This is a genomic window from Rhodoferax sp. (assembly GCF_039922535.1).
Classification (GTDB): domain Bacteria; phylum Pseudomonadota; class Gammaproteobacteria; order Burkholderiales; family Burkholderiaceae_C; genus Rhodoferax_B.
This window is the reverse complement of sequence record NZ_JBDTEM010000368.1, coordinates 20,098-32,897: the sequence shown is the minus strand read 5'-3', so window position 1 is coordinate 32,897 and position 12,800 is coordinate 20,098. Positions and strand designations below refer to the sequence as shown.

The window sequence follows — 12,800 nt, the reverse complement described above, 5'->3', positions numbered from 1 at the left end:
AATCCATCGGTTTTATTTGTTCCATCAAGCACACAACACCACACTAGCACTGCCTACGTGCCCCCCCAAAGTCTGGACCTGGGACCAGGAAAACGGCGGGCAGTTTGCCAACATCAACCGGCCGATTTCGGGGGCTACGCATGACAAGGAGTTGCCGGTCGGCAAGCACCCTTTCCAGCTGTATTCGCTGGCCACACCGAATGGCGTGAAGGTCACCATCATGCTGGAAGAACTGCTGGCGCTGGGCCACACCGGTGCCGAATACGACGCCTGGCTGATCCGCATCAACACCGGCGGCCAGTTTGGCAGCGGCTTTGTTGAGGTCAACCCCAATTCCAAGATTCCGGCCTTGATGGACGACAGCGGTGCCGTCGGATGTGGGGCGGGGTTTGCAGCCTGCCGGATGTGACGTTTGCGGTTGTGGAAAATCGGGCACTGCTGCTTAAAACTGTTTCATGGCTGAGATAAATTTATGAAGAATTGGGATAGACGATTTTTGACTGGTGCGATGTTGGCACTGGGGTTGGGGCTTACGCTTGCGTCCCATGCCGCCGAGATTTCGCGTGCACAAGCGCAGCGGGTTACGTCGGAAGCGGTGAAGCCGGCCATGGAGAAAAATCAAATCCCCGGGCTTGCCATTGGCTTGGTTGTCGGTGAGCAGACTTTTGTTTTTAACTATGGCTTGGCCTCGGTAAAAGACCAGCAGCATGTGGCTGATTCCACCATTTTTGAGATTGGCTCCATCAGCAAAACCTTTACGGCCAGCTTGGCTAGCTATGCAGAGGTCCATGGAAATTTGAAACTGTCTGACACGGTGGATACCTATCTGCCGGAGCTCAAGGACACGGACTTCGGTAGGCTGCAACTCTTTCACCTGGGCACGCACACTACCGGCGGCTTGCCTTTGCAAGTGCCCGATTCGGTCGAAAATGAGGCCCAGCTGATGGGCTACTTTCGGGCGTGGAAGCCGCCCTACAAGACAGGCGAAGTCCGCACCTATGCGAACCCCAGTATTGGGACCCTGGGTTTGGTTGCGGCGAAGAGCCTGCACCAAAGTTTCACCATCGCCCTCGGCAATGCAATCTTTCGGCCACTGGGGCTGAACAGCACGTACATCCATGTTCCTGCGCAGAAGATCGGCAGCTATGCTTTTGGTTACAACAAGCAGAACCTGCCGGTACGGGTGAATCCAGGCGTGCTGGCCGACGAGGCGTACGGTGTGAAGACAACCGCCACGGACCTCATCCGCTTCCTGAAGGCCAACATGGGCATGCTCACAATCGATGGCAAGCTGCAGACTGCTTTGGACCGCACTCGCCAAGGCTACTTCCAGGTTGGCGACATGACGCAAGACCTCATTTGGGAAGAATACGCACTGCCTGTTGAACTTCAAGTTTTGCAAAAGGGCAATTCGGCTGCGCTTATCTACCGTCCAACCCCGGTTGTCGCCCTGGTTCCGCCCGCTAATCCTGGCAAGAACGCGTGGGTGAACAAGACCGGATCGACCAACGGCTTTGGTGCATATGTGGCCTTTGTTCCCGCAAAACGGTTTGGGATCGTGGTGCTTGCCAACAAAAACTATCCGAACGAAGAGCGGGTTGCGCTGGCCCACAAGATTTTTGAGGAGTTGTCGCGCTGAGTCTCCACCAGCGGCCGGACCGGTGCGTCGCCCGAGGTCATTTAGCGAACCTGCGCTAATGCACGTGGCGACTAAGGTAGAAATTCGAAGAGCGTGGTAACTGTGTCTTGGCAAACCAGTGCCAAAACCTTAAATCCCACGGGGCATCGCCCTGCGGCTAACCTGCCATCCACACAGTTGTTGACCCCATTCGCTTCAAGGAGCCCACCACATGACCGATGCCACCGCCCAAACCGTCACTATCCCCTACGTGCCCCCCAAAGTCTGGACCTGGGACCAGGAAAACGGCGGCCAGTTTGCCAACATCAACCGCCCGATTTCGGGGGCTACGCATGACAAGGTGCTGCCGGTTGGCAAGCATCCGCTGCAGCTGTATTCGCTGGCCACGCCGAATGGTGTCAAGGTCACCATCATGTTGGAGGAACTGCTGGCCCTGGGCCACAGCGGTGCCGAATACGACGCCTGGTTGATCCGCATCAACACCGGCGACCAGTTTGGCAGCGGCTTTGTCGAGGTCAACCCCAATTCCAAGATTCCGGCCTTGATGGACCACAGCGGGGCCGAGCCGGTGCGGGTGTTTGAGTCCGGGGCGATCCTGCAGCACCTGGCCGAGAAGTTTGGCGCGTTTTTGCCCGCCAGCGGCGCAGCGCGGGCCGAATGCCTGTCGTGGCTGTTCTGGCAGATGGGCAGCGCGCCGTTTTTGGGCGGCGGCTTTGGCCATTTCTACGCCTATGCACCGGCCAAGTTTGAATACCCGATCAACCGCTACGCGATGGAAGTGAAGCGCCAGCTGGACGTGCTGGACCACCACCTGGCCGACCACACCTACCTGGCAGGTGAGGACTACACCATCGCCGACATGGCGGTGTGGCCCTGGTACGGCGGCCTGGTCTTGGGGACGCTGTATGGCGCGGCTGAGTTTTTGAGCGTGCACGAATACACCCACGTGCTGCGCTGGGCCAAGCAGATCGCCGCGCGCCCGGCGGTGCAGCGCGGGCGCATGGTGAATCGCGCCTTTGGCGAGCCTTCTGAGCAACTGCATGAGCGCCATGCGGCTAGCGATTTCGACACCCAGACGCAGGACAAGCTGGCCGGCAAAGCCTGAGGCGTTATAAGAAAAATAGGACGCCAGCGCAATGGACACCTGCGCAAGCAGCTATTTAAAGTGTAGCGTTGCTGCCTGTTGCGCCATCTGCGCGTACTGCAGGTGTGGCTAGGCCTGGGCGCTTTTTGGCCGCCGTACCGCGCGGACCTTGCCGCTGCCTCCGCCGCCGCAGTAAAACAGGTCGGCCCCGTCGGATTCGAGCCCGCTGACGCCGGTGCCGGGTGGCATTTCCAGCCGTTCCAGCACGGCACCGTCTTGCGGGTTGATGTGGCGGAGTTCGCTCTGGTCGCCCTCCCAGGTGCCGTGCCACAGCTCGCCGTCCACCCAGGTCACACCGGTCACGAAGCGGTTGGACTCGATGCTGCGGATGAGCGCACCGGTGGCCGGGTTGATCTGGTGGATCTTGCGGTCGCGGTACTGGCCGACCCACAGGCTGCCTTCGGCCCAGGTCAGGCCCGAGTCGCTGCCGCTGCCCGGTGCCGGGATGGATGCCACCACCTCGCCACTGGCCGGGTCGATCTTGTCGATGCGGGTTTCGGCGATCTGGTAGAGGTAGGTGCCGTCAAAGGCGGTGCCTGCATCGCAGGCCCGGTGGAGCGTGCGCGTGGGCTCGCCGCTGGCGGGATCGAAGGCGAGCAGGGTGGCACCGGTGGCGGCCCATACGCGCTGGCCGTCGTGGCTGACACCGTGGATGTTCTCGATGCCGTCGAACGGGCCGTACTCGCGCACGATTTCTGCGGCGTGTGCGGCGGGCTGAAGTGTGTCTTTAGTGGTCATGGTGGGTTCCTTGTAGCGCCCGGGTTGGGTGCCTGGATGCCACTTTATGCAAACGGCAGCGCAGCGGGGAGTAACAAGATCGTCGTGAATCCGGCCAGTGTGGGGGCCAGCCAGCGGCGTGCCCGTGCTTGCCCGATGGCGCGCACCCGCCCGGCGGCTTCGAGTTCGGCCAGTGCGCGCTGCACGGTGCGCTGGCTGTCGCCCAGCGCCAGCGCCAACGCCGAGGTGGACCAGGCCGCGCCATCGGACAGCAGGGCTACCAGGGAGGCCTGGTCGCCATCGATGGGCGGTGCCAGCACGGCCACGGGGCGCGCGTTGCGCGGCTGCAAGATGAAGCCCCGCGTGGTCGCCTCGATCTGCGCCATCTCTTTGGCCAGCGCGCGCAGCCGACCGATCTCGACCCGCAGGCGGGCGCGGTGTGTCTCGTCGGGGTGGCGGGTGCGGAAGGCATCGGCGATCAGGGCTTCCCGGTCCACATCGCCCGGCCAGGCGGTGGCCAGTGCCCGCGCCAGCGCGAACAATAGGGGCCGCCGTGCCAGCGGCAGCCATACGGCCCCGGCACGGATACCGTGGCGGCAGGCATCGACCACCAGCGTGTCCGAGGCCAGCAGCGCGGCCACCGCGTCCAGGCGCAGCAACTTCTCGCCGTGGGCGGACAGTTGCCGCGCGGCGGGCTGGTCCAGCGCGGTCCGCGCCTGTGCCACCTCGGCCAGCAACGCGGGCACGCGGGCGTGCTGGGCGGCGGCCTCTGCCCGCGCCAGTGCCGCCCGCGCCACGTCGATGCGCAGGGAACGCAGCGCCAGCTCTGCCGCGGCCAGGTCGGCCACGGCGGCCAGTGGCGGCGGCAGTGTATGTTGAGCTAGCCGCGCCAGCGTGGCCGCAGCCTCGTCGATGCGGCCCAGCAGCAACTGCTGGCGCGCCGCGATGAGTTGTGCTTGCCACGCGTTGGCGTGGTCGGCGTGGGCTTCCAGCGTGGCCGATGCCGCCGCCAAACCACGCGGCGAGTCGCTGAGGTCGCGCATGGCCAGCGCCACCTCGGCCTCGGCGACGACGCAGCGCGCACGGGCCAGCGCCTCATGGGCTCCGAAGCCCCGGGCGGCGCGGCGCAACAGCTCTCGGGCGCGCGGGTGTTCGCCGAGCTGGGCCATGGCAATGCCCCGCAGGGCCAGCGCCGGGGGATCGTCGCGCAGCGCAACCCGTTTGAGGGCCCCCAGTGCGTCACCGGCGGCGAGGGCACGTGCAGCGGCGGTGATCAAAGAGTCCATGGCCGCAGGCTACACCAGCTCGCGCTGACCTAGAGGTGCGCAGTCCGTTCGAAACCCATCCATATGCTATGGATTAAATAGCTGCCAGCGCAGGTGGAATGTGCACTGGCGGAACTAAACAGTGTTCACCAGCTCCCGCAGCCGCAGATGCGCCGCATCCTCCAGATCCGGCAGCACCGACTGCTTGGCATCCATGTAGTGGCTGGTGAACACCTCCAGATACGCGTCCAGGGTTTCGGCGGCATGCTCCTCGCCCGCCAGGGCCAGGCAGCGGGCGGCGACTTCGGAGGTGCACAGGTGGTCGGTACGGGTAGTGCGGCGCAGCCGGTAGCGCGAGAGCTGTTCCGGCAACAGGCTCAACACCGGCAGGTGGTTCAGGTACGGGCTTTTGCGGAACATCTTGCGGGCTTCGGGCCAGGTGGCATCCAGCAGCACAAACAGCGGACGCTTGCCGGGCACCGCGGGCACCTCGGTCACTACGCGTTCGGCGGGCAGGTATTCGCCGGGAAATACCAGGTAGGGTGTCCACTGCGGGTCGGCCAGCAGGGCGATCAGGGCCGGGTCCACCTCGGTGCGGGTCCAGCCGAATGCTGCGGTGTCTTTGACTACATCAGCGATCAGCCAGCCGGTGTTGCTGGGTTTGAGCGGCTCGATGTCGCACATGATCAGGCACATGCCCGCCTGGGTGGGTACATCGGGGCGCAGGGTGCACAGGCAATGGCTGAACAGCACCCGGCAGCCAGGGCAGCGCGGCGCGCGGGCACCCCGGGCGATGAAGGGTTTGGCACTGCGCGCCAGGCGCTGGTCGCGCAGGCGGGAAACCGCGTGCTTAGGCGCGTGCTGAAGTGGGTGTGAATGCTGCATAGAGGGGGCGATTCTGCACCGCACCCGGCACCGCCTGCCTATGATGTAGTGGCCATGCCGTCCCTACGCCCCGTCCCCAAACCCGTGATCGACACCCACCGCTGCACCGGCTGCGGCTGGTGTGTGCCCACCTGCCACCTGCATTTGCTGTCGCTGGAGCCGCAGGGCTGGAAGAAGTTTTCGGTCGTCAGCGACATGGATGCCTGCACCGGCTGCCGCAAATGTGCGGTGCGCTGCCCGTTTGATGCCATCGCCATGGTGGGTGCCCGAGGGCTAAGCAGGTAAGCCCGGCTACCGCTGCAAGGCGGCTTCCAGCTCGGCCTTGTTCATTTTTGACCTGCCTTTCACGCCCCGCTGGCGGGCCTCGTTGCGCAATTGCAGCAGGGTGCGGCCGCCCGCGCCCTTGTGCGAGCGCAGCCCGCCACGTCGGCTGGCGGACATGTCGTTGAGCGAGGACGCGCTGGCCTCCACCGATTCGCCGTGCTGGGCCCGTTCCTTGTTGACGACACGTGCCGCGATCTCCTCGGCCAGGGGTTCGGGCTTGCCGCGCTCCAGCAGGCTGGTTTTGATGTGCGTGTATTGGCGCTCGCGTTTGGCGCTCCAGGCTTTGGTAGGCATGTTCGCTCCTGGTTGGGGAGATGGACTTAGCGGCCTTTTAACGCCGCGTGCACCGCCTCGGTGAGCTTGTCGAAACCAAACGACACATCGATCACCGCGTCGTTGAGGAAAAAGGTCGGCGTGGCGCGCAGGCCGCTGCGGTCGCCTGCCCGCCGGTGTTCCTGTACCCGCTGGGTGTAGATGCGGTCGTTCATCTCGCCGTGGTAGCGCAACATGTCCAGGCCGATGGACTCCGCGTAGCCCGCCAGGGAGGCCGCATCCAAGTGCTGCTTTTGGGCGAAAAGCAGGTGGTGCATGGGCCAGAACTTGCCTTGTGCGGCAGCAGCTTCGGCGGCCTCGGCGGCCAGCTCGGCGTGTGGGTGCACCTCAACCAGCGGGTAGTGCCGGAACACAAAGCGCAGGCGGTGGCCTTCGGTCTCCATCAGATGTCGCACCAGCGGCTCGGCTTGCAGGCAGGCGGGGCATTCGTAGTCGCCGTACTCCACCAGCGTCAGCTTGGCATCGGGCGAACCCATGGCGTGGTCGGCTGCAGACAAGCCTGCTTCGGCGGTGTCGGTGCTGTCAATGCGGTTCATGGGCTTGCTCTCAGGGTGGCTTGTAGCGTGATCTCGGGCACGCTGGCCAAGGCTTTGGACAAGGGGCAATCGCGCTTGGCGGCCTGCGCTATGGCCTGGAACTGGGCTTCATCCAGGCCGGGCACGCTGGCTTTCAAGGTCAGCGCAATGCGGTCGATGGCAAACCCTTCACCTTGCGGCACCAGGCGCACTTGGGCCTGGGTATCCACCGTGGCGGTGGCAAAGCCCGCTTTGTCGCAGGCAAACGAGAACGCCATGGCGAAGCAGGCCGCATGCGCTGCGCCCAGGATTTCCTCGGGGTTGCTGCCCTTGCGGTCGTCTTCAAACCGGCTGGCAAAGCCGTAGGGGTAGGCCTTGAGCGCGCCGGTTTCGGTGCTGATCTGCCCTTGGCCTTTTTTGCCGGGGCCTTCCCAATGGACGGTAGCGGTTTTCTCGATCATGGCGGGGCCTTTCAGTCAATGGAATGGGTGTCTATGGTGGCAAGCCGCGCCGATGGGGTCTGTGCGGCAGCGCACACAGGTCCATCGCTTGTCTGGCTGCGCTGCTTATAGGATGTCTGACTTATTGGGTGCGGTGCTACGGCGGCACTGGGTTTACCCTGTATGACAGGGCTGTCTAAATTTATATGATGTCAGACAAGTTAAATCTTGAAACATCCACCATCCACCTCTGCTGATTGCGTTTTCCACGGTGTCCGCTAAGCGCCCACGCCCGTTTTTCTCCCGGCCTCCCCATGCCCCATGCAGGCCGCCCGCATGCGCATCCCTACAACAATGACGAAAGACAAAACTATGCGAAAAAATCCTTGGAACGGCACCCGCTTGCTGATTTCCTGCATCGCCGTGGCACTGCCCCTGCTGGGCTGCGGTGGCGGCAGTGACACCCCAGTCAGCACGGCGCCCAAAGTCTTCCAGGTGGGAACCACCACCTCTGATAGCAACCTGCCGCCCGAGCCCAGCTTGCCCACCGACGCGCAGGTGTGCGCCACGCTGGAGGCAAGCAACAACCTGGTACGCCGACCCGATGGCGCGCTGCCCCCCGAGGCAGACCCGTCCAAAACCGGCGTCAGCGTGGCGGTGACCACGGCCACGGCCAACCCCGACCAGGCCCGCATCCAGGCGGCGCTGAATGCCTGTGGTGCGGCGGTAAATGCCGAGGTAGGCGCGGCGATTGCCGCTGCCGATGCCACCGCCACCGCAGCACAAAAAGCCGCATCGGCACCCAACGTGAACATTGCCGGTGTGTCGGGTGAAGAGCTGGCCAAACCGCAGTACAAGGCCAGCAAGTTCGCCGTGCGGCTGGTGGCCAGCACCACCGGCCCCGGCAATGGTTTCATCAGCGGGCCGCTAACGCTGCCGTCGGGCGTAACGCTGTGGATCGACAAAGGGGCCACGCTGTACGCCACGCGCGACGTGATGGCCTATTCGCCTTTGCCAGCGGGGCCGTATTGCGCCAACACCGCCGTGAGCGCGACCAAGGGCGGCAGTTCGTCCAACTGCTCGGCACTGATCAACGGTAGCAACCTGGTCAACTCGGCCGTGGTGGGCGACGGCAGCATTGACAGCCGTGGCTATGCCGAAATTGTGACCACCAACAAGCTGTACCCGCTGATGAAGGTGGACATGAGCTGCTCCAACACCTACGTCAACTACGCGGCGGGCACGCAGGCGGCCGACGGCGTGGCCTGCGACAACGGTGGCACCTATGTCAACTCCAAGTCATCGGTGCGCAACATGACCTGGTGGGACCTGGCCTACCTGGGCAATATGGTGCAAAACGGCACCACCGGCTCGGCATCGCAGTCCAACTTTCGCATGATGGTGTTCAGCTACGCCAAGAACCTCACGCTGTACCGCATTTCGCTGAACAACAGCGCCAACTTCCACGTGGTGCCCAGCGGTGTGGACGGCTTGACGGTGTGGGGCGTGAAGGTGCAAACGCCTTCGCTGGCCGCATTTGCCAACCCGGCAGGCAATGGCAACCCGCTGTACACCGGCGAAACCTTCAATGCCGACAACGTCAAAAACACCGACGCATTCGACCCCGGTGCCGAAAAGAAGGCCACCTCGGCCAAGCTGAGCACCGGCAGCACCACCACCTCGGCCAGCGCCATGTCGTTTGACGGGTATCTGAAGAACTTTGTGTTTGCCTACAACTACGTCAGCACCGGCGACGACGACATGGCCTTCAAAGGCAGCAACAACCCCACGCCTGCAGGCTCCGGGCTATTTGCCATTGACGGCAACCGCGACGTGCGGGCAGACCGCAAATGGGGCATGGTGGTGGCGCACAACCACATCTACTGGGGGCACGGTATTTCGGTAGGCAGCGAAACCAATGCGGGCGTGACCAACGTGCACGTGTATGACAACTCGTTCCAAGACTCGGAAGAAGGCCTGCGCATCAAGTCCGACTACGCCCGTGGTGGTGAGGTGAGCAATATCTTCTATGAAAACATCTGCATCAAGAACGCCCAGAACGCGCTGCTGTTCACCCCGTACTACAGCACCAAGGCCTTGCCCGCAACCGGCCCCTTGTATCCCAACTTCCATGACATCACGCTGAACAACGTGCGCATCCTGGGCGACTCCAAGGTCAAGCTGCAAGGCTTTCAGGCCAATACCGGCGGCTTCAACAACCCTGCGTTCCCGCTGGTGATGTCCATGACCAATGTGCTGGCCGATACGCCGCTGGACATCGCCTCTACGGTGTCGGATGCCAAGCTGACGCTGAGCAACGTGAACCTGCCAATCTTTGCCTCTACCGCCGAGCGCGTCGTACTCACCGGCACGACCAGCCTGACGGCCAACCCTACGGGCGAGCAGGTGCTGGATTGCAGCAAGGCCTTTGTGGACTTCCCGGCGATTGGCGAGTCCAACCTGTTTGGCTCGCACTGGGCCAATTAGAAAAATAACTATCAGAATGGCCTCCAGCGCAGGTAGTACCTGCGCGGGAAGCTATAAAAACAATAGTTTTTTAAGGTGAATAGCTACAGACGGCGGTACGGCCAGCGCCAGATGCTGTGCACTCTGCGGTAGCTACCGCGCCGACTGTCACACCCCTTTGTTGTTCGGGTTCTTGTACAGCTCGCGCACTGCGTCCGACATCGGGAAGTTGAGGTTGATGTTGTTCGGCGGAATCGGCTTGGTGAACCACTTGGCGTAGATCTGCTCAATGGCACCGGACTTCATCAAATCGGTGACGGTTTTGTCCACCAGCTCCTTGAACTGCGGGTCGTCCTTGCGGTACATGATGCCGTAGGGCTCTTGGCGCAGCGACTCCTTGGACAGGATCTTGTAGTCGCTGGGTTTGGGCGAGGTGGCGATCAGGCCGGCCAGTTGCACGTCGTCCAGAATGTAGGCTTGGGTACGGTCGGAGGCCAGCAGCAAAAACGCATCGGCCGTGTCCTTGCCCGACAGCTCCTGCACATCCACCTTCTCACTCTTGCGGTAGTTGCGCAGTAGCTGGATGGCGGTGCTGCCCGCCACCGTGGCTACGGTCTTACCACCCAGCTCGGCGATGCTGTTGATGCCCGACTTGGTCTTCACCGCGGCGGTGATATTGGTCACGAAGTGGCTAGGTGCGAAGCCGACTTGCTGCTGGCGTTGCACCGTGTTGGTGGTGGTGGCGCAGTCCAGGTCTACCGTGCCGTTGGTCAGCAGGGGGATGCGGTTGGTGGAGGTCAGCGTGGTGTAGCGCACCTCCAGGCTGGACAGGCCGAGCTTGGTTTTCACGGCATCCACAATCTTCAGGCAGATGTCGTTGGTGAAGCCGGTGGGCGCATCGCCGCCGGTCGGCTGGTAAGAAAATGGCACCTGGCTGTCGCGGCTGCCAATGTTGATGATGCCGGTTTGTTTGACCTTGCTGAGCGTGTCACTCTGCGCCAGTGCGGCAGAGCAGAGAAACATGGCGCTGAGGCCGAGTAAACGGGAGAGTCGATGGTGCATGGCAGACTTTCTGGGGTGGAATGGTATAGCGGGTGGGGAAACGGGGCGTGCTCAGGGCTGCAGCGATTGCACGGCCTGGCGGATGGCCAGGCAGCCAGCTTCGATCTGCTCCATGGCGGTGGCAAACGACAAGCGCAGAAAACCTGGCATGCCGTAGGAGCCACCGTCAATACTGGCCACGCCGACCTGGTTCAACAGGAACAGCATCACGTCCAGATCGCTCGCCAGTTGCGTGCCGTCGGGTGTGTGCCGACCCAGCAGGCCGGTGACATTGGGGAATACGTAGAAGGCACCTTGCGGGGTGGCGCAGTGGATGCCTGGAATCTCGTTCAGCAGCTGCACCATGCGGTCGCGCCGCGCCTCGAACAGTTGGCGGGCCTCGGTTACGCAGGCCTGCGGACCGGATAGCGCGACGGCGGCTGCCGCCTGGCCCATGGCGCTGGCGCAAGTGGTCGTTTGCGATGCCAGCAAGCCCAGGGCTTTGACCAGTGCTGCCGGGCCTGCGGCATAACCGATGCGCCAGCCGGTCATGGCGTAGGCCTTGGACAGGCCGTTGATGATGAGGCTGCGGTTTGCCAGATCGGGCGCCACATTCAGCGGCGACAGGTGCTGCGCATCGCCGAAGACAAAGTGCTCGTAGATCTCATCAGTCATCAGCCAGACCTGCGGGTGCGCGCGCAGCACGGCGCAGATCGCCTCCAGCTCGGCCCGGGTATAGACCGCGCCGCTGGGGTTGTTGGGGGTGTTCAGCACCAGCCAGCGCGTTTGCGGTGTGATGGCGGCTTGTAATGCGGCTGCCGTGAGCTTGAAGCCGCTGGCTTCGGTGCTGGGCGCGATGACTGGCGTGCCGCCGTTGAGCAACACCATGTCGGGGTAAGACACCCAGAATGGCGCGGGGATGATGACCTCGTCACCCGCGTTGAGCGTGGCAGCAAAGGCGTTGAAGATCAGGCTCTTGGCGCCCACGCCGACGATGATTTCGTCCAGCTTGAACGCCAGGCCGTTTTCATGCTGCAGCTTGGCTTGCACGGCGGCGCGCAGGGTTGGCGTACCTGTTGAGCCGGTGTACTTGGTGTGCCCCTCGGCCAGCGCGGTGATGCCGGCTTGCACGATGTGCGCGGGCGTGGCGAAGTCCGGCTCGCCCAGGGTGAAGTCGATGATGGTGCGGCCAGCGGCGCGCAGTGCGTCTACGCGGGCTTTGGCGGCGATGCTGGGCGAGGGCTTGACCTGGGCCAGGCGGGTGGAAAGTAAAGAGGTCACAGAGGCTTTCGGTGGTGGTGTGGGGTGTCAAAGGCCGTGGGCGTGCAGCACCTTGGCCAGCCAGTGCTGCTCGACGCGGCCATTGGCGATCTCGGCCTTGATGGCGTTTTCATTGGCTTCTGTGGTGCGGATGGCGGCCAGCAGGCGGGCGGCATCGGCCTGCGGGAAGCTAACCACACCGTCTTCATCGCCCACCACTAGATCGCCCGGTTGCACCACTTGCCCACCCACGCTGACAGCGCAGTTAATCGCACCTGGGCCCAGCTTGTACGGGCCACGGTGGCTGACGCTGCGGGCATAGCAGGGGAAGTCGGCCTCAAAGAACGCGGTGGTGTCGCGGATGGCCGCGTCCAGCACAAAACCGGCGCAGCCGCGTTGCTGGGCGTAGAGCATGATGAGTTCGCCCACCAATGCATTGGTGGGGTCGCCCGCGCCATCTACCACCAACACGTGGCCGGGTTGCAGGGCTTGCAGGGCCTTGTAGATCAGCAGGTTGTCGCCGGGCCGGGCCTTGACCGTGAAGGCCGTGCCGACCAGCTTCTTGGCGCGGTGGAAGCGGCGCAAACCGGTGATGCCGGACAGGCGCTGCAGGTTGTCGCTGATGTGCGGCGTAACCACCTGCTGAAAGGCCTGGAGCAATTCGCTGCTGGCGACGGCGGGGGTAGGGTTGATCTCAAACACGGGGTGGGCCACGGTCAATTTCCTCTTCCAAACAAGTGCAGGTGCTGCGTTGGCGTGGATTGTGGAAGT

The 12,800-nt window shown here is 63.3% G+C and carries 13 protein-coding genes and 1 pseudogene; 5 read left to right on the top strand and 9 right to left on the bottom strand.

Annotated elements, in window-relative coordinates; translation table 11 throughout:
* Positions 1 to 49: 49 nt before the first annotated feature.
* The 3 genes and pseudogenes from ABI213_RS17720 to yghU all read left to right on the top strand — a co-directional run.
* Positions 50 to 367 (top strand): annotated as a pseudogene (locus ABI213_RS17720) (glutathione-dependent disulfide-bond oxidoreductase); the annotation flags it as partial.
* A 105-nt stretch (positions 368 to 472) separates the two neighbouring features.
* Positions 473 to 1,639, top strand: a complete 1,167-nt coding sequence (gene ampC / locus ABI213_RS17715) for a class C beta-lactamase (protein ID WP_348005529.1) — start codon at positions 473 to 475, stop codon at positions 1,637 to 1,639.
* A gap of 211 nt (positions 1,640 to 1,850) precedes the next feature.
* Positions 1,851 to 2,744 (top strand): glutathione-dependent disulfide-bond oxidoreductase, encoded by an 894-nt coding sequence (gene yghU, locus ABI213_RS17710; RefSeq protein WP_348005528.1) that lies wholly within the window; start codon positions 1,851 to 1,853, stop codon positions 2,742 to 2,744.
* A 108-nt stretch (positions 2,745 to 2,852) separates the two neighbouring features.
* Here yghU and ABI213_RS17705 read toward each other — a convergent pair whose 3' ends face one another.
* The 3 genes from ABI213_RS17705 to ABI213_RS17695 all read right to left on the bottom strand — a co-directional run bounded on the left by ABI213_RS17705 (position 2,853) and on the right by ABI213_RS17695 (position 5,650).
* Positions 2,853 to 3,521 (bottom strand): hypothetical protein, encoded by a 669-nt coding sequence (locus tag ABI213_RS17705; RefSeq protein WP_348005527.1) that lies wholly within the window; start codon positions 3,519 to 3,521, stop codon positions 2,853 to 2,855.
* Between the two features lie 44 nt (positions 3,522 to 3,565).
* A complete protein-coding gene (locus ABI213_RS17700; RefSeq protein WP_348005526.1) occupies positions 3,566 to 4,786 on the bottom strand; it encodes a helix-turn-helix domain-containing protein in 1,221 nt (406 codons plus the stop codon).
* A gap of 114 nt (positions 4,787 to 4,900) precedes the next feature.
* A complete protein-coding gene (locus ABI213_RS17695; RefSeq protein ID WP_348005525.1) occupies positions 4,901 to 5,650 on the bottom strand; it encodes a tRNA-uridine aminocarboxypropyltransferase in 750 nt (249 codons plus the stop codon).
* 54 nt (positions 5,651 to 5,704) lie between these two features.
* Here ABI213_RS17695 and ABI213_RS17690 point away from each other — a divergent pair, with 54 nt between their 5' ends.
* Positions 5,705 to 5,935, top strand: coding sequence for a 4Fe-4S binding protein (locus tag ABI213_RS17690; RefSeq protein ID WP_348005524.1), 231 nt, complete (start codon positions 5,705 to 5,707; stop codon positions 5,933 to 5,935).
* A 6-nt stretch (positions 5,936 to 5,941) separates the two neighbouring features.
* On the opposite strand, the gene ABI213_RS17685 is transcribed toward ABI213_RS17690, so the two are convergent.
* Genes ABI213_RS17685 through ABI213_RS17675 form a run of 3 tightly spaced genes read right to left on the bottom strand, consistent with a single transcriptional unit; the run spans position 5,942 to position 7,283 of the window.
* Positions 5,942 to 6,268: a plasmid stabilization protein gene (locus ABI213_RS17685; protein WP_348005523.1), complete on the bottom strand. Its 327-nt coding sequence runs from the start codon at positions 6,266 to 6,268 to the stop codon at positions 5,942 to 5,944.
* A 26-nt stretch (positions 6,269 to 6,294) separates the two neighbouring features.
* A complete protein-coding gene (locus ABI213_RS17680) occupies positions 6,295 to 6,843 on the bottom strand; it encodes a DsbA family protein (protein WP_348005522.1) in 549 nt (182 codons plus the stop codon).
* Positions 6,840 to 7,283, bottom strand: coding sequence for an OsmC family peroxiredoxin (locus ABI213_RS17675; protein ID WP_348005521.1), 444 nt, complete (start codon positions 7,281 to 7,283; stop codon positions 6,840 to 6,842). Before ABI213_RS17675 ends, ABI213_RS17680 begins: the two co-directional genes overlap by 4 nt.
* A 351-nt stretch (positions 7,284 to 7,634) precedes the next feature.
* On the opposite strand from ABI213_RS17675, the gene ABI213_RS17670 reads away from it, so the two are divergent.
* Positions 7,635 to 9,749: a glycosyl hydrolase family 28 protein gene (locus ABI213_RS17670; RefSeq protein ID WP_348005520.1), complete on the top strand. Its 2,115-nt coding sequence runs from the start codon at positions 7,635 to 7,637 to the stop codon at positions 9,747 to 9,749.
* Positions 9,750 to 9,896: 147 nt separating this feature from the next.
* Here the strand turns inward: ABI213_RS17670 and ABI213_RS17665 are convergent, their stop codons facing one another.
* The 3 genes from ABI213_RS17665 to ABI213_RS17655 are packed head-to-tail and all read right to left on the bottom strand — an operon-like array spanning position 9,897 to position 12,743.
* Positions 9,897 to 10,790, bottom strand: a complete 894-nt coding sequence (locus tag ABI213_RS17665) for a transporter substrate-binding domain-containing protein (protein ID WP_348005519.1) — start codon at positions 10,788 to 10,790, stop codon at positions 9,897 to 9,899.
* 51 nt (positions 10,791 to 10,841) lie between these two features.
* Entirely contained in the window at positions 10,842 to 12,050 is a 1,209-nt protein-coding gene (locus ABI213_RS17660) for a pyridoxal phosphate-dependent aminotransferase (RefSeq protein ID WP_348005518.1), read from the bottom strand.
* Between the two features lie 27 nt (positions 12,051 to 12,077).
* Positions 12,078 to 12,743: an RraA family protein gene (locus ABI213_RS17655; protein ID WP_348005517.1), complete on the bottom strand. Its 666-nt coding sequence runs from the start codon at positions 12,741 to 12,743 to the stop codon at positions 12,078 to 12,080.
* Between the last annotated feature and the right edge of the window lie 57 nt (positions 12,744 to 12,800).